Source organism: Herbidospora yilanensis (genome assembly GCF_001570565.1).
GTDB lineage: Bacteria > Actinomycetota > Actinomycetes > Streptosporangiales > Streptosporangiaceae > Herbidospora > Herbidospora yilanensis.
This window is the reverse complement of sequence record NZ_BBXE01000014.1, coordinates 244,183-267,432: the sequence shown is the minus strand read 5'-3', so window position 1 is coordinate 267,432 and position 23,250 is coordinate 244,183. Positions and strand designations below refer to the sequence as shown.

13 protein-coding genes are annotated in these 23,250 nt (G+C 68.3%); 8 read left to right on the top strand and 5 right to left on the bottom strand.

What is annotated here, in order from left to right; genetic code table 11:
• The first annotated feature begins 1 nt into the window (after position 1).
• From AW273_RS05555 to AW273_RS05530, 6 genes are all read left to right on the top strand, one after another.
• A complete protein-coding gene (locus AW273_RS05555; protein WP_062345846.1) occupies positions 2–1,921 on the top strand; it encodes an ATP-binding protein in 1,920 nt (639 codons plus the stop codon).
• The gene (locus AW273_RS05550) at positions 1,918–2,679 is read left to right on the top strand and encodes an enoyl-CoA hydratase family protein (RefSeq protein WP_062345844.1); all 762 of its coding nucleotides are present in this window, start codon (positions 1,918–1,920) and stop codon (positions 2,677–2,679) included. Before AW273_RS05555 ends, AW273_RS05550 begins: the two co-directional genes overlap by 4 nt.
• The gene (locus tag AW273_RS05545; protein ID WP_062345842.1) at positions 2,679–4,358 is read left to right on the top strand and encodes an acyclic terpene utilization AtuA family protein; all 1,680 of its coding nucleotides are present in this window, start codon (positions 2,679–2,681) and stop codon (positions 4,356–4,358) included. The genes AW273_RS05550 and AW273_RS05545 overlap by 1 nt, the downstream gene beginning before the upstream one ends.
• A gap of 77 nt (positions 4,359–4,435) precedes the next feature.
• On the top strand, positions 4,436–4,642 hold the full coding sequence (locus AW273_RS05540) for a hypothetical protein (protein ID WP_030454164.1): 207 nt from the start codon (positions 4,436–4,438) through the stop codon (positions 4,640–4,642).
• 78 nt (positions 4,643–4,720) lie between these two features.
• Positions 4,721–5,575 carry a helix-turn-helix domain-containing protein gene (locus AW273_RS05535; RefSeq protein ID WP_062345840.1) on the top strand — a complete coding sequence of 285 codons (855 nt, stop codon included), beginning with the start codon at positions 4,721–4,723 and terminating at the stop codon, positions 5,573–5,575.
• 68 nt (positions 5,576–5,643) lie between these two features.
• Complete coding sequence (locus tag AW273_RS05530; protein WP_062345838.1) at positions 5,644–5,901, top strand: hypothetical protein; 258 nt, start codon at positions 5,644–5,646, stop codon at positions 5,899–5,901.
• Here AW273_RS05530 and AW273_RS05525 read toward each other — a convergent pair.
• From AW273_RS05525 to AW273_RS05515, 3 genes are all read right to left on the bottom strand, one after another.
• A complete protein-coding gene (locus tag AW273_RS05525; RefSeq protein WP_157555582.1) occupies positions 5,874–7,259 on the bottom strand; it encodes an aspartate aminotransferase family protein in 1,386 nt (461 codons plus the stop codon). The two genes, AW273_RS05530 and AW273_RS05525, sit on opposite strands and share 28 nt — an antisense overlap.
• A 2-nt stretch (positions 7,260–7,261) precedes the next feature.
• Complete coding sequence (locus AW273_RS05520; protein ID WP_062345836.1) at positions 7,262–8,386, bottom strand: aromatic ring-hydroxylating oxygenase subunit alpha; 1,125 nt, start codon at positions 8,384–8,386, stop codon at positions 7,262–7,264.
• A gap of 79 nt (positions 8,387–8,465) precedes the next feature.
• Complete coding sequence (locus tag AW273_RS05515) at positions 8,466–10,064, bottom strand: phytoene desaturase family protein (RefSeq protein ID WP_062345834.1); 1,599 nt, start codon at positions 10,062–10,064, stop codon at positions 8,466–8,468.
• 236 nt (positions 10,065–10,300) lie between these two features.
• Between AW273_RS05515 and AW273_RS05510 the strand changes: the two genes are divergently transcribed.
• Entirely contained in the window at positions 10,301–11,389 is a 1,089-nt protein-coding gene (locus tag AW273_RS05510) for a polyamine ABC transporter substrate-binding protein (protein WP_062345832.1), read from the top strand.
• Between the two features lie 35 nt (positions 11,390–11,424).
• Positions 11,425–12,294, top strand: coding sequence for an ABC transporter permease (locus AW273_RS05505; protein WP_062345829.1), 870 nt, complete (start codon positions 11,425–11,427; stop codon positions 12,292–12,294).
• A gap of 165 nt (positions 12,295–12,459) precedes the next feature.
• Here the strand turns inward: AW273_RS05505 and AW273_RS05500 are convergent, their stop codons facing one another.
• Both AW273_RS05500 and AW273_RS05495 read right to left on the bottom strand, forming a co-directional pair.
• A complete protein-coding gene (locus tag AW273_RS05500; RefSeq protein ID WP_157555581.1) occupies positions 12,460–12,783 on the bottom strand; it encodes a hypothetical protein in 324 nt (107 codons plus the stop codon).
• Positions 12,780–23,090 carry a LamG-like jellyroll fold domain-containing protein gene (locus AW273_RS05495; RefSeq protein ID WP_198168014.1) on the bottom strand — a complete coding sequence of 3,437 codons (10,311 nt, stop codon included), beginning with the start codon at positions 23,088–23,090 and terminating at the stop codon, positions 12,780–12,782. Before AW273_RS05495 ends, AW273_RS05500 begins: the two co-directional genes overlap by 4 nt.
• Between the last annotated feature and the right edge of the window lie 160 nt (positions 23,091–23,250).

Sequence of the window (23,250 nt, the reverse complement as noted above, 5' to 3'; positions counted from 1 at the left end):
GATGATCAGACGGGTTCTGGTGGCCAACCGGGGCGAGATCGCCCGCCGGGTGATCCGGGCGTGCGACGCGCTGGGGATCGAGACGGTCGCGGTGTTCAGCCACGCCGACGCGGGCTCGCGGCACGTCGCCGAGGCCGGGTCGGCCGTCGGGCTGGGGGAGGTGAAGGCGTACACGGACGCCGGGAAGCTGGTCGCGGCGGCCAGGGCGGCGGGCGCCGACGCGGTGCACCCCGGCTACGGGTTCCTCTCCGAGGACGCCGGGTTCGCGCGGGCGGTGGCCGAGGCGGGGCTGACCTGGATCGGGCCCTCCCCCGAGGCCATCGCGGCGATGGGCGACAAGATCGAGGCCAAGGCGCTGATGGCCGCGGCGGGGGTGCCGCTGCTGCCCACCATGACGTTCGCGGGCGGGTCGGAGGAACCACCCGCCGACCTCGCCTATCCGCTGCTGCTGAAGGCGTCGGCCGGGGGCGGCGGGCGCGGGATGCGGGTCGTGCGGTCGGCCGGCGAACTCGCCGAGGCGCTCGAATCGGCGGGCCGGGAGGCCGCGTCGGCGTTCGGCGACGGGACCGTCTTCGCCGAGCCGCTGCTGGAGCGGGCCCGGCACGTCGAGGTGCAGATCCTCGCCGACACCCACGGCACCGTCTGGGCGCTCGGCGAGCGCGAGTGCTCGATCCAGCGCCGCCACCAGAAGGTGCTGGAGGAGGCCCCCTCCCCCGGCGTGACCCCCGACCTGCGGCGCGCGCTGGCCGAGGCGGCGGTGAACGCGGCCCGCGCCATCGGCTACACCGGCGCGGGGACCGTCGAGTTCCTGCTGACCGACGACGGGTTCCACTTCCTGGAGATGAACACCCGCCTCCAGGTCGAACACCCGGTCACCGAGGCCGTCTACGGCGTCGACCTGGTCCGCATGCAGATCGAGATCGCCGAGGGCGCCGCCCTGCCCGGCCTGCCGCCGAGCCCGGTCGGCCACGCCATCGAGGTGCGCCTGTACGCCGAAGACCCGGCCGACGGCTGGAAGCCGCAGAGCGGCCGGATGCACCACTTCGAGGTGCCCGGGGTGGAGGCCGAGTTCGCCCAGGGCGGCCTGCGGCTCGACTCGGGCGTCGTGTCCGGCGACGAGATCGGCACCTTCTACGACCCGATGCTGGCCAAGGTCGTCGCCTACGCCCCCACCCGGGAGGCGGCGGCGAGACGGCTGGCCACGGCGCTGGCCGGCGCGAAGCTGCACGGCCCGGCGACCAACCGCGACCTTCTCGTGCGCGTCCTGCGCCACCCGGAGTTCCTCCAGGGCCAGACCGACACGGGCTTCCTGACCCGCCACGACCTGGGCCCGCTCGCCGACCCCGAGGCGGTGCGGTTCTCGGCGCTGGCGGCGGCCCTGGCCCAGGCCGCCCGGCCGAGGAGGACGCTCGGCGACCTGCCGCCGGGCTGGCGCAACGTCGTGTCGCAGCCGCACCGGGTGTCCTTCGCCGAGGCCGGGGAGGTCACCTACCTGCACACCCGCGAGGGCCTGCGGTCGTCGCCCGAGGCGGTCCTCGTCTCGGCCGCGCCGGAGGAGGTGGTCCTGGAGATCTCCGGCGTGCGCCGGGTCTTCGCGGTGGCCTCCCATGACGACGCCGTGTACGTCGACTCCTCGCTCGGCCCGGTCCGGCTGACCCCGCTGCCCCGGCTGCCGGAACCCGTGGTGCGGACGCCTCCCGGGTCGCTGCCCGCCCCGATGCCCGGAACCGTGCTGCGGGTGGAGGTCGGCGTGGGTGACACGGTGAAACCGGGGCAGACGGTCGTGGTGCTGGAGGCCATGAAGATGGAGCATCGCATCACGGCCGCCGCCGAGGGGGTGGTGGCCGAGCTGACCGCCGTCGCCGGGCGGCAGGTCGACGCCGGCACGCCACTGGCCGTGATCAAGGAAGTGACACAGTGACCGAGGTCGTACATCTGACCGTCGAGCGCGGGGTGGCCACGGTCACCCTCGACTCGCCGCGCAACCGCAACGCCCTGTCGCGGCAGCTCGTCGAGGAGCTGTCGGCCCACCTGGAGGCGGCCGGCTCCGACGACGACGTCCGGGCCGTGCTGCTCACCCACACCGGCCCGGTGTTCTGCGCCGGGGCCGACCTGTCGGAGGCGGCGGCCGAGGGCATGGAGGCCGGCACCCGCCGCATGATCGACCTGTTCACGCTGGTCGTGGAGCTGCCCAAGCCGGTGGTCTGCCGGGTCGCGGGCAAGGCGCGGGCGGGCGGGCTGGGCCTGCTCGGCGCGTGCGACGTCGTGGTGGCCGACGACGGCGGCGACTACGCCTTCACCGAGGCCCGTCTCGGCCTCGCGCCCGCGATGATCTCGCTGACCCTGCTGCCGCGCCTCGACGGCCGGGCCGCCGGGCGCTACTTCATCACCGGCGAGACCTTCGGCGCGATGGAGGCCGAGCGCATCGGCCTGCTGACCCGGGCGGTTCCGCTGCCGCAGCTCGACGACGCGGTCGAGGCCGTGCTCGACGGCCTGCGCGCCGCCTCGCCGCAGGGCCTCGCGGAGTCGAAACGGCTGGTCACCGAGCCGGTCCGGCGGCTGCTGGCCGAACGCGGCGACGAGATGGCGACCCTGTCGGCCAAATTGTTCTCCTCGCCCGAGGCGCGGGAGGGCATGAGCGCCTTCCTGCAGAAGCGCCCGCCCGCCTGGGCCGTCTGATGTTGCGCATCGCCAACTGCTCGGGCTTCTACGGCGACCGCCTCTCGGCGGCGCGGGAGCAGGTCGAGGGCGGCCCGATCGACGTCCTCACCGGCGACTGGCTGGCCGAGCTGACCATGCTGATCCTGGCCGGGAACCGGGCGAAGGGCCGCCCCGGCTACGCGACGACGTTCGTCCGGCAACTCTCCGACGTCCTGGCGACCTGCCTCGACCGCGGCGTCAAGATCGTGTCGAACGCGGGCGGCCTCGACCCGGAGGCCTGCGCGCAGGCGGTCAGGGACCTCGGCCTGCCCGCCAAGGTCGCGACCGTCACCGGCGACGACCTCATGCCGCGCCTGCCGGACCTCGGGCCGCTGGTCAACCTCGACACCGGCGAGACCCTCACGGCGAAGCCGATCACCGCCAACGCCTACCTGGGCGGCTTCCCCATCGCCGCCGCGCTCTCGGCGGGCGCCGACGTCGTGGTGACCGGCCGCGTCACCGACGCGGCCCTGGTCACTGGTCCGGGCATCTGGCGGTACGGCTGGGGCCCCACCGACCTCGACGCGCTCGCCGGTTCGGTCGTGGCCGGGCACGTCATCGAGTGCGGCTGCCAGGCCACCGGCGGCAACTACGCCTTCTTCGGCGAGATCCCCGACCTGGCCCACTGCGGCTTCCCCATCGCCGAACTCCACGACGACGGTTCCTCCGTCATCACCAAACACCCCGGCACGGGCGGCGCGGTCACCGTGGGCACCGTCACCGCCCAGCTCCTGTACGAGATCACCGGCCCCCGCTACCCCGGCCCCGACGTGACGGCCCGGTTCGACACGATCCGCCTCATGCAGGAGGGCCCCGACCGCGTGTCGGTGAGCGGCACGCGCGGCGAGGCGCCCCCGCCGACGCTCAAGGCCGCGGTGAACGTGCTCGGCGGATACCGCAACACGATGACCCTGGTGCTGACCGGTCTCGACGCCGACCGCAAGGCCCAGGTCGCCGAGGAGGCCGTCTGGGCGCGGGTGCCCAGGGAGACCTTCGAGCAGGCGTACACGGAACGCAACGGCGACCTGCTCCGGATCACGGTGATGGACCCCGACCGGCACAAGGCCGGGCGCCTGTTCTCCTCGGCGGTGGTGGAGACGGGGCTGGCGAGTTACCCGGGCTTCTACGGCCTGACGCCGCCGGGCGACGCGTCTCCCTACGGGATCTACTGGCCGGTGGCGGTGCCCCGGGTCGCCGCGTCGGTCACCCTCGACGGCGCGCAGGTGCCGTTCGAGGAGGCCGTGCCGGAGGCGGGCGAGGCCGCTCCGGCCGCTCCCGAGGAGCCCGAGGCGGCCGGGCCGTGGTTCTCCCCGCCGATGCCGATCCCGCTGGCCGTCGAGGAAGAGCTCCGACCTCTGGGCCTCATCGCCGGCGCCCGGTCGGGCGACAAGGGCGGCAACGCCAACCTCGGCGTGTGGGTGCGTTCCCCCGACCACTACGGCTGGCTGCGGAGCTATCTCACGGCCGACCGGCTGCCCGAGTTGCTGCCCGAAGTGACCGGGTTGCGCGTCGACCGCCACACGTTCCCGAACCTGCTCGCCGTCAACTTCGTCGTCCACGGCCTGCTCGGCCGGGGCGTCGCCGCCAGCCCGCTGATGGACGCCCAGGCCAAGGCCCTCGGCGAACGCCTGCGGGCGGTCCTGGTGCCGCTGCCCTGAGTCCATCCCGACATCGCGGCGAAACGTGAGCCCTCCTACAATTGCTCGCAATTGCGACTGTACGGAAGGACCCCCTCATGCGCCTCCGCTTCCTCGGCACCACCTCCGAGGCCACGTCGTGCCCCGCCCTGTACGAGACCGACCGCGGCACCATCGTCGTCCAGGGCACGGAGGTGGTGGATCCGGAGGCCAGAGCCGATCTCCGGCACCTCGCCGACTACGAGACCGCCGTCGAGGTCCCCCGGGAACTCCTGGTCGAGATCGCCCGCAAGGTCTTGACCTGATCACGATTAGGGAGCTCCCTATGGCCTGGGCGGCGAACTGAGGTCTACCTTGGTCCGCACCATGGCGGGAGGGATCGAGTGAGCGGTTTCCAGCAGGCGCGCATCGACCTGGGCATCCAGCTCAGGCAGCTCCGGGAGGTCGCTCACCTGTCGGGCAAGGACCTCGCCGAGCGCCTCAACTGGCAACCGTCGAAGGTCTCGCGCATCGAGAACGCCCGCCAGACCCCGACCGAGGACGACGTGGTCGTCTGGGCCCAGGCGGTCGCCGCCGACCCCGGCATGGTCGACAACCTGATCCAGCAGGCGGTCGGCCTGAGCGAACGCCACGACTCGTGGAAGGCCCGGCACAAGGGCGGGCTGGCGGCGCTCCAGGAGGACGTGCGCGACCTGGAGGCCCGCATCCGGACGCTGCGGATCTTCGAGGCCGGGCTGGTGCCCGGCCTGCTGCAGACCGCGGAGTACTCCCGGCACATCTTCCAGAAGGTGCGCCGGGTCTACGAGGCGGTCGACGACGTCGACGCGGCGATCCGGGTGCGGATGCAGCGGCAGGAGATCCTCTACGACCCGCAGCGCCAGTTCCGCTTCGTGGTGCCCCAGTCGGTGCTGCACGTGCGGCTGGCGCCGGTCGACGTGATGCGCGGCCAGATGGACCGGCTGCTGGCCATCACGACGCTGCCCAACGTCGAGTTCGGCGTGATCCCGTTCGAGACGATGTTGCCGGCCACCCCGCTGCACAGCTTCGCCATCTACAACGAGGCACTCGTCGGCGTGGCCACGTTCACCAAGGACCTGCTGCTCAGGGACCCCGACGACATCGCCTTCTACGCCCGCGCGTACGACGACTTCGCGGGCGCCGCCGCCTACCGCGAGGACGCCCGCGCGGTGATCGTCCGGGTCATCGACGAATTGGGCAAACAATCCGCTGATTCGTAAGAGCAATTGCTTGCCTCGTGTGACGGGAGCGTGCAATCCTTTCCTCTCAGCCGGGAGGTGATTGTGCGATGCTTGACACTTTGTGGTGTCTTGAGCGATTCGCCGATGCGACACGAGAGCACATCGACCTTTCGGTGCGCCTGCTCAGCGCCAATCCGCCGGCGGTGCACGTGCGGAACCGTTTCTCCGACACCCTCACCGAAACGGTGACCTGCACCGACCGCGGCGCCTTCGTGACCTCGTGGGGCTACCGCCTCGGCACGGTCGAGTCGGTCGAAGACGCCGCCGCCCGCCTCGCCTACCTGATGGCGGCGCTCCCGGCGTAGTCACGCCCCATGGCGTCGAGGTTGGCCAGGAACGCGCGCACGTCGTCGTCGCCGTGCTGGACCGACAGCGTCCACTGCTCGGTCTTGCCCCAGGGCGGCAGGAAGACCCCGCCGTTGTGCTGGTAAAGCCAGTGCGCGTGTCCCCATTCGTCGGGATAGTCCAGAAAGTCGCGATAGTCGCGGAGTTTCTGGTGAAATATTACTGAGCCCTTTGCGCCATACGACTGGACATATCCCGGCATGCCCCATCTACCGAGAATGGCGGTCGCCTCTTCCGTCATGACGGTGCGCAACCGATCAAAGTGCCGATAAGCGTGCGAATCAAGCACGTCCCGGAGCACGACCGCCGCGACCGCCATGGTGAGCGGATTGCCGTTGAACGTGCCGACCTGCTCGTACACACCCTCCGAGATCAGCCTCATCAGCTCGGGTGTGCCGCCGATCGCCCCGCACGGCAACCCGCCGCCGAGCGCCTTGGCCAGGCAGATGAGGTCGGGCGTCACGCCCAGTAGTTCGCACGCGCCACCGGGTGCGACCGACAACCCCGTCTTGACCTCGTCGAAGGCGAGGTAGGCGCCGTGGCGGTGCAGCAGGTCCTTGAGCCGGCCGAGATAGCCGTCGGGCGGCGGGATGAGCCCGATGTTCATCATGACGGGTTCGAGGATCATCCCGGCGATCTCACCGGGGTTCTCGATCAGCGCCCGCTCGACGGCCTCCAGGTCGCCGAAGGGCACGACGACGGTCAGCCGGGCGAGGTCGGGCGGCACCGAGACGCCGTAGCGCACCGAGCGGGGCCGCAGCGGCGGCCCGGCCTCCTCGACGGACGGATAGACGCTGACCTGCACGGAGTCGTGGTGGCCGTGGTAACTGCCCTCGACCTTGATGATCTTCATGCGTCCGGTGGCGGCCCGCATGAGGTGGACGGCGTCCATCGTGGCCTCGGTGCCGGAGTTGCCGAACCGCCACATCGGCAGCCCGAACCGCCCGGCCAGCAACCGGGCCACGACCACGGCGTCCCGGGTCGGCTGGGCGAAATGGGTGCCCTTCCTGACCCGTTCGCCGATGGTCTCGACGACGGCGGGATGGGCGTGCCCGACGAGGTTCACCCCGAACCCGCCGTGCAGGTCGACGTAGGAGGTGCCGTCGAGGTCGACGACCCGGGAGCCCCGGCCGTGCGAGATCCACACGGCCCCGGGCGGTGCGTCCTGCCAGTTGGAGGCCACTCCCCCGGGCAAGACATCGGAGCATTCGGTGCGCACACGCCGGGACTCGACGGTCCGGGCGAGGAACGCGGCCTCTTGAACGGCGATCAGGTCGTCCAGTACGCGAGCCGTTGTCCGCTCGCCGACGACGGTCATCGTCAGATCCTTTCGGGCAGGGCCGGCGCGCGGCCCGTGAGATAAGCGGTCGCCACCGTGGCGATCCACTGGAAGGTGACGTCCTCGTCGGCGGAGAACGGCCCCGGCCGGTAACCGCGCGAGCCCACTCCCCGCTGCACCCCCTCGCAGGCCTGCCAGTCCTGGCGGTTGGTGAGATCCCAGAAGTCGACGGCGTAGCCGACGTCGGTGGTCCCCCGGGGGAACAGCCACTGGCAGGTGACCCTGGTCCGGGTGGCGGTGAGCGGTTCGAGGACGTGCGTCATGACGTAGTCGGGATGGAGGCTGAGCAGCAGGTTGGGGAAGAGATGGAGGTATTCGACGATCCTGAGCCGCTCGCCGGTGATGCCGGGGAGGGGTCCGGCCGCCGAGTTGCCGTCCATGGACATGGTCTCCGCGCCGTCGACCAGGTCCATGCGGCCGCCCGCCCACAACCCGGTCGGCACGTAGTTGTCGCCGCTGTCCGGCGGGCTCACGGCGCAGAGCTCCGGGTGGATCGCCGGGCAGTGGTAACACTCGTGGTAGTTCTCGACGGCGAGTTTCCAGTTGGCGTCCAGCTCGTATTCGTGCGACGCGGCGACGTCGAGTTCGGCCGGCGTGTACGGGGCCACGATGTCCTCCAGTCCGTGGAGGTAGTCGTGGACGGGCGGCGCCTGGCCGTCGGCGTTGACGAACACGAACCCGTGCCACTCCGTGACCGGCACCTCGGCGAGGCCCAGCTTCGGCGCGGGCTCCCCGGGGATGCGGTGCAGGTCGCCCCTCAGGTCGTAGACCCAGTTGTGGTACGGGCAGGCGATGAACCGGCCCGTCGCGCTCGAACCGCACGGGAGCAGTTCGTGGGCGCGGTGCCGGCAGACGTTGTAGAAGCCGCGCAGGGTGGCGTCGTCGTCGCGTACCAGCAGCACCGAGTCGTCGCCGACGGCGACGGCCCTCCTGCCCCGGTTCGGGATGTCGGCCGAGCGCCCGGCGCAGACCCAGCCCCCCGCGAAGATGACTCCGCGCTCCCAGGCGAGGACGTCGTCGGCGGTGTAGGCGGCCTGCGGGAGCATCTGACCCGGGGCCTTGAGACACTCACGGACCTCGTCGAGGTCGAGGGGAGCGGAGTTCATCGCTTGCACCACCCAGTGACGGCCCCGGCCCTCTGGTCCGGTCGGGCCAGGGCGCTCAGCGTTTTCCGGAGAGCCTGGATCATCGCTTCCACCACCTCTTGTGGTCGTTCAGGATTCTGCGGGTGGCCAGGTAGCCGGCGATGCCCGTCACTCCGCCGCCGCCGTGGGTCGCCGAGCCGCACTGGTAGAGGCCCCTCACCGGGGTGGTGAAGTCGGCGTAGCCGGGGGCGGGTCTCAGGTGGAAGAGCTGGTCGGGTGAGAGTTCGCCGTGGAAGATGTTGCCGCCGAGCAGGCCGTACTCGTGTTCCATCTGGTGCGGGCCGATGACCTGGCGGTGGATGACCGAGGCCGTGAAGCCGGGGGCCAGTTGGTCGTAGCCGTCGATGACACGGTCGGCGTAGGCGTCGAGCTCCTCGGTGCGGGGCTCCTCGTTCCAGGTGTGCGGGACCCACTGGGTGAACATCGACATGATGTGGGTGCCCTCGGGGCAGAGCGTGCGGTCGACCGTCGAGGGGATGACCGAGTCGGAGAACGGCCGGCGAGCGGCGACGCCGGACCTCGCGTCCTGGAAGGCCCGCTCGACGTACTCGATGGAGTGGCAGAGCTCCACCGAACCGGTCAGGTCGGCGCCGGGGTCGGACGGGAAGACCGGGAGCTCCGAGAGGGCCACGTTGATCTTCACGACGCCCGAGCGGGAGCGCCAGCGTTCGATGTCGGTCACGAAGTCGTCGGGCAGGTGGTCGCGGCCCACGTGCTTCAGGAAGGTGGTCTTGGGGTGGGTGGCGGCGACGACGGTCCGGGCGGTGAACTCGCGGCCGTCTTCGAGGGCGACCCCCACGACCCTGCCCCCTTTTATGAGGATATTTCCGACCGGGGCTTCAGTGATGATCGTCGCGCCGAAGGCCTCGGCCGACCGGCGGATCGCGTCGCTCACCGCGCCCATGCCGCCGATCGGGTAGCCCCACGACCCCATCCGGCCGTCGCCGACGTCGCCGATCGTGTGGTGCATCATCACGTAGGCGGTGCCCGGTTCGGCCGGTCCGGCCCAGGTGCCGATGACCCCGTTGATCGACATCACGCCCTTGACCTCGGGCGACTCGAACCACTCGTTCAGCAGGTCCTCGACCGACATGGTGAACAGGCGGACCGCGTCGGCGGTGCCCCGCGTGCGCAGCCCCCGCAACCCCCAGGCCAGCCTGAGCTGGTCGATCAGGTCCTTCGGCCGCGTCGAGCCGACGTTGGGCGGGGTGCGCATGAGGAGCGGGGACAGGACGTCGCCGACGCCCTGGAGCCAGGCCTCGTAGCGGGGCATCGCGTCGGCGTCCTTCTTGGAGAACGCGGCGAGCTGGGCGTGGTCACGGGCCGGATCGCCCGTCTCGGTCTGCAGGGAACGGCCGTCGGGGAAGGGGACGAAGCTGGGCCCCATGGGGATCACGTCATAGCCGTGCTCCTTGAGCCGCAGGTCACGCAGGATCGTGGGGGGCATCAGGCTCATGACGTACGAGAGAGCGGTGACCTTGAACTCGGGGCCCCACGGGGTCTCGGTCGTGGCGGCGCCGCCGGTGACCCGGCGGGCTTCGGCGACGAGGGTGGAGAGTCCGGCACGGGCGAGATAGGCCGCGGCGACGAGCCCGTTGTGCCCGCCTCCGATGATGATCGCGTCGTATGCGTGTTTCACCGGCTATACCCCTTCTGCATGGCGTTACGACCCGGAAAACTTGTGCCCGCACGCCTTGCGGCCCATGGGGGCCACACCGTCAGACTAACTGGGCAACCAGTCAGTCTGGCAAGAGGAGATTCGGTACCGGAAAAGGAAACAGCATGGATCGACGCAGGTTTCTGCTGGTCAGCGCCTTAGCTGCGACGGCGGCATGTGGAGGCGAGCGGCCCGGCCGCTCGACGGGGTCCTCCGCAGTGCCGCTGACCCGAACGGATTCACCCGGCGCCCTGCCGCTGCACGACGACATCCCGCAGATCGCGGACGGGCTCTCCCCGGAGTCCGGCGGGGTGCTGAAGATCTTGAACTATCCCGAGTACGTCTCGCCCGACGTGCTGAAGGCGTTCGGGAAGACCCATGGGGTCGAGGTCGAGGTGACGACCTTCAACACGATGGAAGACGCGATCTCCAAACTCCGCACGCCGGGGGCGTCGTTCGACGTGTGGTTCCCGACACCCGACGTGATCGGCAAGGCCGCCGTCGGGAAGCTGCTCCAGCCTCTCAACAAGACCTATCTGGGGAACCTGGCCAACGCCTGGCCGCAACTCCAGTCGCCCTTCTACGACGAGGGGTCGCGGTATTCCGTGCCCTACTGCGCCTACACCTCCGGGGTCGGATACCGGGCCGACGAGGTGACGGCCGGGTTCGGGTACGGGCTGCTCTGGGACCCCGCGTACAAGGGCAAGGCGTACCTGATCGACGACCACCGCGAGGGCCTGGCCCTGGCGATGCTGAAGAACGGGTCGCGGGAGATCAACACCGAGGACCCCGCGAAGATCAGGCAGGCCGGGACGTGGCTCTCGGAGCTGGTGCCGCTGATGAACATCAAGACCGGGATCGCGGCCTACCAGTTGGTGGCCGAAGGCCAGGCGACGGTGCACCACTGCTGGTCGGGCGACATGATCAACGCGCAGTCCTACCTGCCCAAGGGGGTGGACGCGGACGTGCTCGGCTACTGGTACCCGTCCGACGACCTCGGCGTCGTGGGAACCGACTCCCTCGCCGTACCGGCCTCCGCGACCAAGCCCGTGCTGGCGCACCTGCTGCTGAACCACCTGCTGGATCCCGCGGTCGCGCAGGAGAACTTCTCCTTCACGGGCTACCAGCCGGCCCTGTCGGCGATCACGCCCGAGAAGATGGTGACCGACGAGTTCGTGACCGAGGCACTGAAGTCGGCCATCGTGACGCCGGACGTCTACGCCCGCAGCCGGCAGATCTTCCAGATCTCGCCGGCCGCCGAGGCGGTCTGGCTGGACACGTGGTCGCGGTTCAAGGCAGGCCAGTGACCGAAAACCCGCTCCGGAGGTCGCGAGGCGGGAGGATGTGGGCGCTGTTCGCGGCGCCCGGCACGCTCTGGCTCGTGTTGTTGTTCGCGGTGCCCTTCTACGCCGTCGCCGCCGTGGCCTTCGGCTACACCGACCCCGTCTTCAACGCGCCCGTACCGGAATGGGACCCCCGCTACTGGGACTTCACCGCGTTCTCCGAGATCCTCACCCGCTCGGTCGCCGGCGACCTGCGGCCGGTCTTCCTCCGCACACTGCTCTACGTCGCCCTCGCCCTGGGACTGTGCGTGGCCATCGGCTATCCGGTGGCCTACTACGTCTCCCGGCACGCCGGACGGCACCGGGCCCTGCTGCTCGGCCTGATCCTCGCGCCGTGGTGGGTGAACTACCTGACCCGGATGCTGGCCTGGCTCAACCTGCTCCAGGACGACGGCTACGTCAACGACCTGCTGCTGTTCACCCGGATCGTGGACGAGCCGGTGCGGTGGTTGTCGGGCAACCCGGTGACGGTCGTGCTGGCGCTGGTCTACGGGTACATCCCGTTCTTCATCGTGCCCCTGTTCTCCACGCTCGACCGGATCGACCCGCTGCTGCTGGAGGCGGCGCGGGACCTGGGCTGTTCGGGACGGGGGGCGTTCTGGCACGTGACGCTGCCGCTGTCGCGGCCGGGACTGCTCACCGCGTCGGCCATCACGGCGCTGCCGATGTTCGGCGACTACTACACGAACACGCTCGTGTCGGGGTCGCCGACCACGACGATGATCGCCAACCAGATCGAGTTCTATCTGCTCGGCGGGACACGCAAGGAGCTCGGGGCCTCGCTCGTGCTGCTGCTGTCGGCGCTGCTGATGATGTTGATGGTGTACTACCTGATCTCCAACCGCCGGGCCGAGGAGGAGATGTCGTGAGACGACGCCCGTGGGTGCTCGCGTCGGTGACGTGGGCGGACGGTTTGCGTCTCCGCACTGACCGTGTCGGGATCGACGTTGAGGACGCGGCACAGGGCGCTGCCTTAGGCTGGCTGAAGCATAGACGACTGCCGAGTCAGCGCCCAGGGTCCCGAGAAGGCGCCTCTATGGCACCAGCCATTGCAGCCAGATCAGGCGAAACGAGCCCCAGGCCAGAAAGAGGCCTGGGACGATCCAGGACTTCTTGGAGCGCCGCCGGTGTATCACCGCACCCAGCATGAGAATCATGCCGAAGCCGACGAGTACCTGCATCGCGGCCACCGCATCGTGATCGACCTGCGGAGCGTCCGTCGACGCGTATCGATGGACCAGGAAGAGCGAACCCATCGAAATCGGCAGAGCTCCACCGACCACGTAGGACCAGTAGAACAGCCGCTCCCTGAGTATTTTCGCCTGCCGATCCATTCTTTCAGCGAGCTCATTGCTCACTTCAACAACCCTTCCAGCATCGCCCGATTGTTCACCACTCGGCGCCCATATTGCTGCGCTTTTTTGCTACCTGACCCGTTTGGTCCGCCATTGTAGCTTGCTGCCGCCTTGAGCGCGGTCGAACTCGTCCAGGGACCAGCTTGAGGTGTCAGCTTGCGCAGATAGGCCGCTGCCATGAAAATTCCCTGGACAGGGTCTTGGAGCGCATTGATGAGCCGGTTTCTCAGAGCCGGCGACAGTGTACCCGCATCAGCGTCGAACCCCTTGCTTTTGTCGTACCCAAGCATCCAGGCAGCGGTGCCGAGATTCATAGAGACGTCACCAAAAGAGGTGTTGGCGGCGCCATTTTTGTAAGCCCCGCCCCTGTCGGCCAATGGCGGATCTCCACCCACTTCTTCATAGATCACGCCGGCGAGCACCCACGCAGGAATTCCGTACTTTGCGGCCGCCGCTTTGATTACATCCTTGTAGGCCGCCACATACTTCTTCTTGAAATCATGAATGTACTCGCCTGCGGCCTTTGGGTCCGTATAGTAAAGGCGCGCATAATGGGCAGCCTTCGCATCCGTCCAGACCGGAGCATTCTTGACTTTATACTTGGCCGCTTCCTTAACGATATCCCAGTGTGCTTTCGTGTACGAGGCGAGACACTGCTTCTCAATTTCTGCCTGAGTCGAGAACCGGGAACACGTCGGGTCCATCATGAGGCCCGTAGGGTCCGACAGGCCGATCGGATTGTTGCCGCCATACCCGTAGGGATTGCTCCACTGGGATTTCCGCAGGTCGAGCATGGGATCGATGGATATGAACTTGCCGGTCGCGGGATCGTAGTAGCGGGCGGAAAGATAGTCGAGCCCGGTGGCGTCGTCCTCGATCTTCCCAAGGAAACCACGATCAGTGAATGAAAGGTCATCGGCGCCGCGCCGCTTCCCGAACGGTAGATAACGCTCGCGATTGACCTGGCCGTCCTCGTCGTCGATGGCCAGCTGTGCCGTTTCGTGGAGGCCGCTGGTCAGCCACTTGAGCCCACCGTCTTGACCATCAGTGGTAGAACGCAGGGCGACGACCGCTCCGTCGGCGGTGGTGTAGTAGCGGGTCGCACTGAGCTGCCCATTTTTCGCTCGGACTTCCATGCCGTCGAGGTAGAGGGTCGAGGTGCCGTCAGGATCATGCCGGATGAGACGTTCCCCTTCCGAGTCATAGACCATCCGGGTTTCGGCGCCGTCGACCGTGGCCTTTTCCATTTGGCCAAGGGGGTTCCAGGTGAATGAGGTCGCCCTGTTCGAGGCGGTGCGAGTAAGGAGATTTCCGGCGTCGTCGTAGGAGTAGGTGTCCACTCCGGAGCCAGAGCCACCCGCTCGGGTAATGGTGGATGTGCCGTTCGGGCGAACCGGCGTGGCTCCGCCCGGATAAGTGTAGGTCGAGGTCGTGTTGCCGTCGGCCATCATCGTGATGTTGCCGACTCCGTCGTAGCCGTATTTCTGGCTGTAGGGCTCGAACCCCGCCCCATCAGGCCCCGCCGCGCAGCCTGTCGCCATGGTGGTGAAGGCCGCAGAGAGCCTGCGGGTTCCGTCGTAGGAGAAGCATTCGGATTGGCCTGATCCCCCGGCGGCCACCGAAACCGCGTCCGAGATCTGTTTGATATCGCCAGCGGCGTCATATGTGTACTGGTCGTCCAGGCGGGTGATCGGGCTCCCCGTGTCCGCGCCGGTTTGAACGGTGTCCCGGTTGAGCCAACCGGTGGACTCATCCCAGGCAAGTGTACGCTTGATCTTGCCGTTGGACCCATACGAACGCGAGGACATCCGCGCGGTCGGCGTGTAGGCGGTGTCATAGACATACGTGCCGATGGTTGAGGTGAGCCGGTCGGCGTACCCAAGCGGAGTGAATTCGGAGGTCAGCTTCTCCGCAGGAAGACCACCGACGCCCGGCATCTCCGTTTCGGTTACCTGGCCGGCCTCGTTGTAGGTCTTTTTGATCGTGTATGCGCCTTCCAGATCACCCTCACTCGAGGGCACTGAAACGGTCGCACCAGTCGGACGCCCCATAAGGTCATAGCCGGTCATGGTGGTGCTCAAAGGCTGACCGTCGTGAAAGCTCGTCGCGGAGGTGATCTTTCCCGGGGTCAACGAGTCCCAGACCCACTCGGCGAGTTTCGTCCCCGTCTCCGGGTCTCCCGACCAGACGGCGGTCTTCCTCCCGGCGTCGTCGTAGGTGGTCGAGACCTTCTCGCCCTTTCCGTTGGTCGTCCAAATCAGACGGCCGACGGCGTCGTAGCCCGACGCCGTCTGGCCCGCGTCCGGGTCGGTGCCGGAGATCTCCTTGCCCCTCAGGTCGAATTCGAAGGTTCTGACGTTCCCGTTGGCGTCGACATGTTCAGTGAGGTTGCCCCGCTCGTCGTACTTGAAGGTCGTGGTGTAGTAATCGGGAGCGTCCACCGTCCCCGTCTGCCATGACGTCCATTCCGAAGCCGCCGTTCCCCGCACCGCGCGGGTCCGCCAGCGGATCTTCCATCCGTCCTGCAGCAGCCCGCTCGGCACCGTCACGGCCGCTTCCTTGCCCGCGGTCGCCCCGGCCACGTTCCCCGACCAGATCAACCCGGTCCCCTGGCTCGGAGCGGTCGGGTCGTGTTCGACCTGGAACTCGCCGCCCACCTGTCCCTGCGCCACTGCGAACGTCGCGATCAGCGCGGGAGTTAGTGACCGGAAGTCGGCCGGCTGGGTGCGGGCGCCGGTCACGGTCGGGATCGCATTTCCGTCGGTCACGGTGAAGAGCTGCCATGCCGACCATGCCGAGGTCCCTGCGTCGGAGGTCACGGCCCGGACTCGCCAGCGGACCTTCCAGCCTTCCGTCATGGCCGAGGTGGTCACGGAGGCGGTCGCGCCTGATGCCACGTCATTATCCGCGCCAGCCCAGATCTGACCGACCCCCTGGGCCGGCACCGACGGGTCGTGTTCGACCTCGAACTCGGCGTTTACTGTGCCGCCCTCAGGGTGGACGACCTTCGCCTTGAGCTCCGGCGTCAGGGACTCGGTGGCGGAGAAGTCGCTGACTGTGGGGTCGGGCCGGTCGATGCGCGCGTCCTGCCAGGCCGACCAGTCCGATGCGACGGTCCCGTTCAGAGCCCGGGCGCGCCAGCGGATGGTCCAGCCGTCGGTCAGTTCCCCAGTGGGAACGGTGATCGACGCCTGCTGGCCCGCGGGGGTCTCCTCGTCGGCCGAGGCCCAGACCTGGGTGCCGTTGTGCTCGATCTCGAACTCAGTCCGCAGAGTCCCGCCCGCCGGGTCACTGACCTGTGCCTTCAGGGTTGGGGTGAGACTCGTCGTGACCCGCTCACCCGCGACCATTTCCGAGGGTGTGAGCTCCAGCGCCCCGACCGCCGGGGCAGGGTCGACCGGCCCGGTCTGGACCTTGACCGTCTGCCAATCCGACCATGCCGACGCGGAGCCTGTGGCGGTGGTCACCGCGCGGGCGCGCCAGCGGACGGTCCAGCCGTCGGTCAGTTCACCGGATGGCACCGCCACGGACACCACCGCGCCCGACGCCACGTCGCCCGAGGTTCCGGTCCAGATCTGCTGGCCGTCGTGCTCCAGCTCGAACTCGGCTCTGACCTGTCCGTTACCCGGCTCGGATACGGTCGCGCGCAGACTCGGGGTGAGGCTCGGCGTCACCGTCTCCGTACCCATGACCGACGAGGGGTCGGTCTGGAGGCCGCTGATCGTCGGATCGGGGGTGTCGACGATGAAGTCCTGCCACGACGACCACGACCCGGCGACGTTCCCGTTCGGGTTCACCGCCCGCACACGCCATCGCGCCGCGACGCCGTCGACCAGTTCGCCGGCCGGGACGGTAATGGACGCCTGGCTGCCGGACGCCACCGTGGCCACGTTCCCGGTCCAGGCCGAGGTTTCGTGAGGCTGCTCGACCTCGAACTCGGCACGTAGGGCCGCTCCGCCCGCGTCGGTCACGGTCGCTTTGAGCTGCGGCGTCACCGTCGACGTCACGGTCTGGCCGCCGACCACCATCGACGGGGTCAGCTGAAGGGCGCTGACGGTCGGCTTCGGCGTGTTGACCGTGAAGGTCTGCCACGCGCCCCACGCCGACGACGTGTCGCCCCGGACGGCGCGGGCCCGCCAGCGGACCTCCCACCCATCCTGCAGGTTCCCGGACGGGATCTGGATGGTCGTCGTGGTCCCGGAGGCCACGTTGTCATTGGCGCCGGCCCAGACCTGCGTGCCGTCGTGCTCCACCTGGAACTCGGCCCGCAACGCCTGGCCGCCGGGCTCGGAGACGCGGGCCGACAAGGTCGGGGTCAGGGTGTTGGTGCCGGTCGCGCCGAACTGGTCGATGACCGGGGTCCGGTCGGGGGCGCGGTTACCGGCCGCGATGTTGGCGATCTCCGTCGCGCTCAGCGCGCTCTGGTAGATCCGGACGTCGTCGATCTGGCCGTTGAAGACCTGGCCGAACTTGACCTGACCACCGGCCTGCCAGCCGTAGCTGCTGGGCACGCTGGTGGTGCTGCCGACCTGGGTGCCGTTGCTGTACAGCCGGACCTGGTTGTTCGTCCGGTCGTAGACGCCGGCGAGGTGGAACCAGCGTTTGGTCGGGTAACTGCCCCCCGTGACGCCCTGAGTGGTCGCGCTCGTGCTGTCGCTGGCGCTGACCCGCATCTGGAGCTGGCCGGCGGCGGTGGTACCCAGGGAGAACTGGGACCGGTTGGTGCCGTTCTGCCGCACCGGCTCGTACAGGCCGGCGTTCTCGACCCGCATCCAGGCCGAGATCGTGTACGACTGGTCGGTGCGCATCACCGAGCCCGTGGTCGAGGCGCTGTTGGCGCCTCCGGTCGCGGCCAGTGCACCGCCGAGCAGGCCGGTCGTCCACGACGACGTGCCGCCCAGCGTCGCGGTGCGGCCCGGGGTTCCGGTCGCGTCGCCGCCGTTGCCGTCGAACTTCCAGTGGGCAAGGGGCGCGACCGTCGACTGCAGGGCACCCCCCGGATCGATACGCAAGGTCTGCCACGACGACCAGGAGGAGCTTCCCGACTGGCCGGGGTTGACCGCCCGGACCCGCCATCGGACCAGCCAACCCTGCTGTAGACCGGGCAGGACGACGGCGGCCGAACCACCCACCGCAACGCCCGAGACACTGCCGGACCAGATCTGGCCTGAGCCCTGGGCGGGCACAGAGGGGTCGTGCTCGACCTGGAACTCACCCGTCAACGGGCCGGTGACGGTGTCGCTGAGCGTGGCGGCGAGCTGGGGGGTGAGGGAGGTCGCGGTGGTCGTACCGGAAACGGTTCTGAAAGGAGCGACGGCGAGCTGCGACGTGGTCGGCGCGGAACCCGGCGGGGTGTAGGTGACCGACAGGGAGGGCGGGGTTCCGCCGAACGACTCGTTGGAGGAAAACTCCCGGAAGAACAGCGCATTGACGTTGCTTTCATCGACGCCGCGCAGCATGACGCCGTTGTTGGCCGAGCCCGAGGCCCACGCCTGCGCGAACGGCAGGACGTTCCAGGTCATGGTGCCCGAGGCGGAACACGACGACTCCGTCCCCGTGACCTGCTCCGTCGTGGTGACCGCCGGCTGTGATTGGTAGGTAAGATTCTGGACGGTCCACGAACCGGTGATCCGCTGAGCCCGGATGCCGCCGCTGCACCCGGTCGCGTCTTCCTTGTCAAGGGTCAGGGATGCCGACTGAACCGTGCTGCCGACCAGCTCTGAGGTGTTGAAGCTGAGGTAAGCCCGGAAGGGGAGCATGAACAGGCCCTCAAAGCCGTCCGTGCCCGCGATCAAGGTCGGATCCGAGTCGTTCGCGGCCCCGGTGTCGTCCTGGTCGTCGGTGATCCACGTGTCACTGACCACAGGCAGGGTTGTCGTGGGATCGACGGTAACGGGGTACTCCGTGGCCTTGTCGGCGAGGAACGCGGGGTCGGGTCGCAGCACGAGCACCTGCCGCCCGCCCTCGTCGACGATCTCCGTCGAAATCTTTCCGGTACGGCCGCGAACTCCGCTCGCATCCCACATGAACGGCGCGGGAGCGGAGGCGGCCGTCTTCCCGGCTGCGTCCTCCAGCGCCAAGCCGCCCCTGGCAGACTTCGTCAGGGTCATGCCCCCGGCGACGACCGGCAGGCGATACTCCACCGGCCCGGCCGGCGGCTTGCGCAGCACCACGTCATGCCGGAATCCGGAGCTCAACGCGGTCACCACCACATCGGCGTCAGGCCCCGCCGCGTCGACGTAGGTCGCGACGTTGTCCTTGACCTGCGGCTTCGGCAGCGTGCTGAGCCATTCGAGAGCGAATTTCTCCCCCTTGCCTCCTTCGAGGCGGGCCAGTGTGCCCTTCCCGCCTGCGGAGATCTCGACGGTCGCGGCGGCGACCTTCGGCCTGAGCACTCCACCGGCCTCGACCAGCGTCGTGTCGATGTCCGCCCAGGTGCCGTCGGCCTGCTTGACGCGGGCCGGTCCCGAGGAGAACTCCGTGGTGAGGGTTCCATCGGAGTTGCGGAAGGTCAGGGAGTCGGCGGTCGTGCGGTCGGCCAAGAGAGTGCGGCCAGCGCCGGTTCTGGTCGCCGCTGGCCCTTGGAGGGCGGCCGGGGTGGTGCCGACGCCCGTGAGCCACTCCTCAATCTTGGTCACCCTGTCCTCAACGTCGGTGTAGCTGACGGTCTTGCCCCCGACGGGCGGGATGACCTCGGTCTTGTCGCCGAAGTAGTTCGTGGTGGTGCGCCGCAGTTCGCTCGAACCCGTCATGTCCGCGGAGACCACCACGCGGCCGACGCCGTCATAGGTCTGCTTGTTCCACTGTGGCAGTGCCGTCATCGCAGCGTTGAGCAGCCCGCTCCCGGGTGCGGCGCTGTTGTGCGCGGCGCCGCTGGTGGCAGAAGTCAGGCCACGGGCGTCATAGATGGTCGCGTTGACGATCCGGCCGCCCGCAGGGGACGCCACCTGAGTCTCGCGGGTGCGGCCGAGACCGTCGTCGTAGGTGTAAACGATGCGATATGTGTTCGCCGCCTGGATCTTCGACACCGCCGTGCGCGCGGGACCATTCACCACGCCGGAACCGTCGACCGGAATCGTGTACGCCACCGTGGCCGCTGCCACCCCACCGGTCTTGGGCTGGGCAGGGCTGAAGAGAGCGATGGTCCGGCCGAGAGGGTCGTAGTCGATGTTGGTGTCGTGACCGGCTTGGTCACGCAAGCCGACCGGTTGACCGAATTCGGGATTCTCCCAGGTCGTGGTGGTGTGGCCAAGCGGATTGGTGACTCTGACACCGCCGGTCGGCCAGTCGAAGGCGGGGGTGTAGGTGGTGGTGGTCGTCTTGTTCAACTGGTCGGTCGACGAAGTCGGCCGACCGTAGCCATCGTAGGTGGCCTTGGTAGTGGTGAAGGCCGTAGCGCTGGTGTACTCGCGGGTCTGCGTGGGCAGGCCCGCCGTGGGCCGGTTCACGTTCTCGCTCGTCGCGCCGTCATAAAGCTTGACGACCCGTCCCAGGAGAGCGCCCGCGGAACAGTCGTCACCCTTACGACGCGTCTCGGAAGCCGGGTAGGCGATCATCCACGCACCGTTGGTGGTGTTCTTCGCGTACGTGGTCTCTGTGCAGGTGTTGTCGGAGGCGACCCCGCGCTCGCCGAAGTCGTTGACTTGGACCGGCAGGGCGTCCTCGTCGTAGACCGTCTCCTTGTCGATGTACCGCCAGCCCGCGCTGACCTTCTCCCGGCTGACCTCTTTGGTCTGGTTTACGAAGGACGGCTCCTCGCCCTCGTACCCGTCGCCGGTGACGATGACCTCGTACTCGTGCCGCTTCCCCTCCTCTTCCGCGAACGTGGCGGGGGTGGAACCGTTCATGGTCAGTACCCGGAGGGTCTGTTCCATGAGGGGCCGACCAGCAAGGACGTCACGGTCGGGGTAGGAGTTGCCCTCAAAGTCGGCGATCTGGGTCAGGCGCCGGCCGTTGCCGACGACGCGGTCCTCGTACATACCACGGAAGAAGGTCGAGCTGGTGACGCTGTAGCCGGCCGGGTCGGTGCCGGCGCCCTTGACCGTGCGCACGGTCGGGTAGCCGCGGAAGCGGGTCCAGTCGTCGTTCTTCCACGCGCCGCCGACGCGGGTACGCAGATCGGGGAGGGTCCAGCCGGGCGAGCCGACGTAATCGTAGGATGTCACTTGGTCCGGCGAGCCGCCGACCAGGTCCTTGTCCACGACTTTGGTGACCATCCATTTGTTCCAGACGCCGCCGAGCTCGTGATAGACGTCGTTCGCATCGGTATAGGTCGACTCCAGCTTCCAGTAACAGTCGTAACCGCCGTTGTCACGAATCGAGGCCGGGGTCTCGGTGGTCAGGCCACAGCCCGACGGCTGACCGTAGGTCACGTCGGTCCGCCCGCCCATCTCGTTGGTGACCGAGCTGATTCGCGGCATCTGCGAACGGTTAGCCTCGGCGGCGGTGTAGTTCCGCCGGTTGTCCAGCAGAATCGAGGCGAATTTCACTGCGGGAAGCGAGATCTCGGGGGCGCTTCCCGCGCGCCCGGTCTGCTGGACCTTGTCCAGCCACAACATCGGGTGGACGTTGTACCAGCCGCCGGGGCTCGTGATCCAGCGGTGCGTCAGGTCATAGCGCATGACATCGGCCGGGCTGGACGAACCGAGGACCTGCGTCGTGATCGAGGTCAGTCTTTTCTCAGTGAAGAACGTGGGGCCCTGTCCACAGATCGGATTGGCCCCACAACCGGGGTCCTCTTCGGGGTCCGGAATGTCCGTGCTCCCGTTGAACTCCCTCGAGCCATATCCGAAGAGCACTTGGGCCGTCGGGTTGGACTGCCACTGGTTGACGTTGGAGCCGTACGTGATCGACGTGAGGGTGGCGCTGCGGTCGTATTCCTGAAAGCAGTCCTCAAAGGAAAGGCGCATCGAGCAGTAGAAGTCGGAGTCGATTTCATATTCGTAGTCCATCACGTTGCCGCGAGGGTCGATCTCCTGGTCGAGCATCCACCGATAGGGGGCGTAACAGACCTCGGCGTATTCCTCGTCGCCCGGCTCTGCGTAACCCTCGTTACACGGCTCTTCCACATCGTCGCCGAAGAACGGGTTCTGGAGGCTGGCGTCACGCCGGTAGCCGAGCCGGTAGGTGGTGCCATCCTGTGTGGTGATACGCCAGTAGGGCATCTCCGACTCGGCGCCCTCCTCGATCTTCTCGATCTTCCACCCGTAGTCCTCCACGGTCTTCCAGCCGAAGTAGTCCTCGACCAGTCCCGTGGAGCGCCCGCCGAGCGACAGGGTCAGCTTGGAGTAGGAGAAATCGCCCGGGTCGGCCGGCCCCCAGCAGCGATCGTCGCCGCACGCCTCGAACTCCTGCTCGATGAAGCCGATACCGAGGTCCCAGCCGGTACCCACGACCGACGACTGGTTGTTGGTCGAGGTGCTCAGCCCGTCGACGGTGGAGGAGGAGTAGTCGAGCGAAACCTTGGGGCCTTCACCTGCCGGCGCCGGCGGCACTGCGATCGGATAGGAGTACGTGAAGGCGCCGCCGGACGGGCCGACCTGCCAAGTGCCCGACGGCTTCAGGTCGGTCGCCTCAAAGGAACCGCCGGTCGATCCGTCGGTGGCGGCTGCCACCTGCGCGACCATGATCACCGACTCGCCCGCACCTGCCGCCACCTCGGCCGTCAGGGTGCCCGCCTTGGTGTCGTTCACCACGGGGAGGTGACGGCGCTCCTTGCCGACCTTCTTCCAGCATTCCTCGGTGAGGGTCACAAGCACGCAGGACGGCTGCTCGACGAGGGCCAGATGGGAAGAGGAGGTGTTCCGGAACTTCGAATAGTCGACGGTTACCGCGACCGGAGCCTCGCCCCGCAGCCCATCGGCGCGACTGATCCGCATGGCCATGCCGTGTCCGCCGATCTTCGCCGCGACGGCCTGGCCGAGGTTCTCGACCCGGACCTTTGCGGGCGCGGCCACGACCTCGGACCGCATCTGCGCGGCGGCCGACGAGAGCTTGGGCGCACCGATCTTCACCGGCAGACCGGAGGCGGCCACCTGCGGGGCGCCCGCGGGGACGACGATCTCGGCTGTTCCGGCTTCGGGCCAGATGGGAGCGGGTGGCTTGGGCGGGGGTGGCACGTCCTCGGCGCCCTTCACCTCTGGCCCCACCGGGACGGGGTTTCCATTGACGGAGGGTTCCTTCTCGGCTTCCGGAAGCTCAGCCGCCGCAGCCGGCGCGACCAGCCCACCCGGTATGCCAACTGTGGAGACGAACACCGACGCCACGATCGCCAATGCCGTACCGACGACTCTGCCCCGTCTTCTGACCACGCGACACTCCCCCGCATCACCAGGCCCGTTAGATGCCAGCGTGATCATTTATGGGAATAAGGCGGAGATAAAGGAGGACAATCTCCGACATAGGTCACAACGCCCACACGTGTAGTTATGTATGGACGTCAATGCCGTCGAGATCGACTTGGATGTGATC

What these genes read in the sequence shown, in the direction of transcription:
- AW273_RS05555 (WP_062345846.1), top strand. Translation starts at nt 2, where the DNA reads ATGATCAGACGGGTTCTGGTGGCCAACCGGGGCGAGATCGCCCGCCGG.
- AW273_RS05530 (WP_062345838.1), top strand. Translation starts at nt 5,644, where the DNA reads ATGCTTGACACTTTGTGGTGTCTTGAGCGATTCGCCGATGCGACACGA.
- AW273_RS05545 (WP_062345842.1), top strand. Translation starts at nt 2,679, where the DNA reads ATGTTGCGCATCGCCAACTGCTCGGGCTTCTACGGCGACCGCCTCTCG.
- AW273_RS05520 (WP_062345836.1), bottom strand. Translation starts at nt 8,386, where the DNA reads ATGAACTCCGCTCCCCTCGACCTCGACGAGGTCCGTGAGTGTCTCAAG.
- AW273_RS05525 (WP_157555582.1), bottom strand. Translation starts at nt 7,259, where the DNA reads ATGACCGTCGTCGGCGAGCGGACAACGGCTCGCGTACTGGACGACCTG.
- AW273_RS05505 (WP_062345829.1), top strand. Translation starts at nt 11,425, where the DNA reads ATGTGGGCGCTGTTCGCGGCGCCCGGCACGCTCTGGCTCGTGTTGTTG.
- AW273_RS05540 (WP_030454164.1), top strand. Translation starts at nt 4,436, where the DNA reads ATGCGCCTCCGCTTCCTCGGCACCACCTCCGAGGCCACGTCGTGCCCC.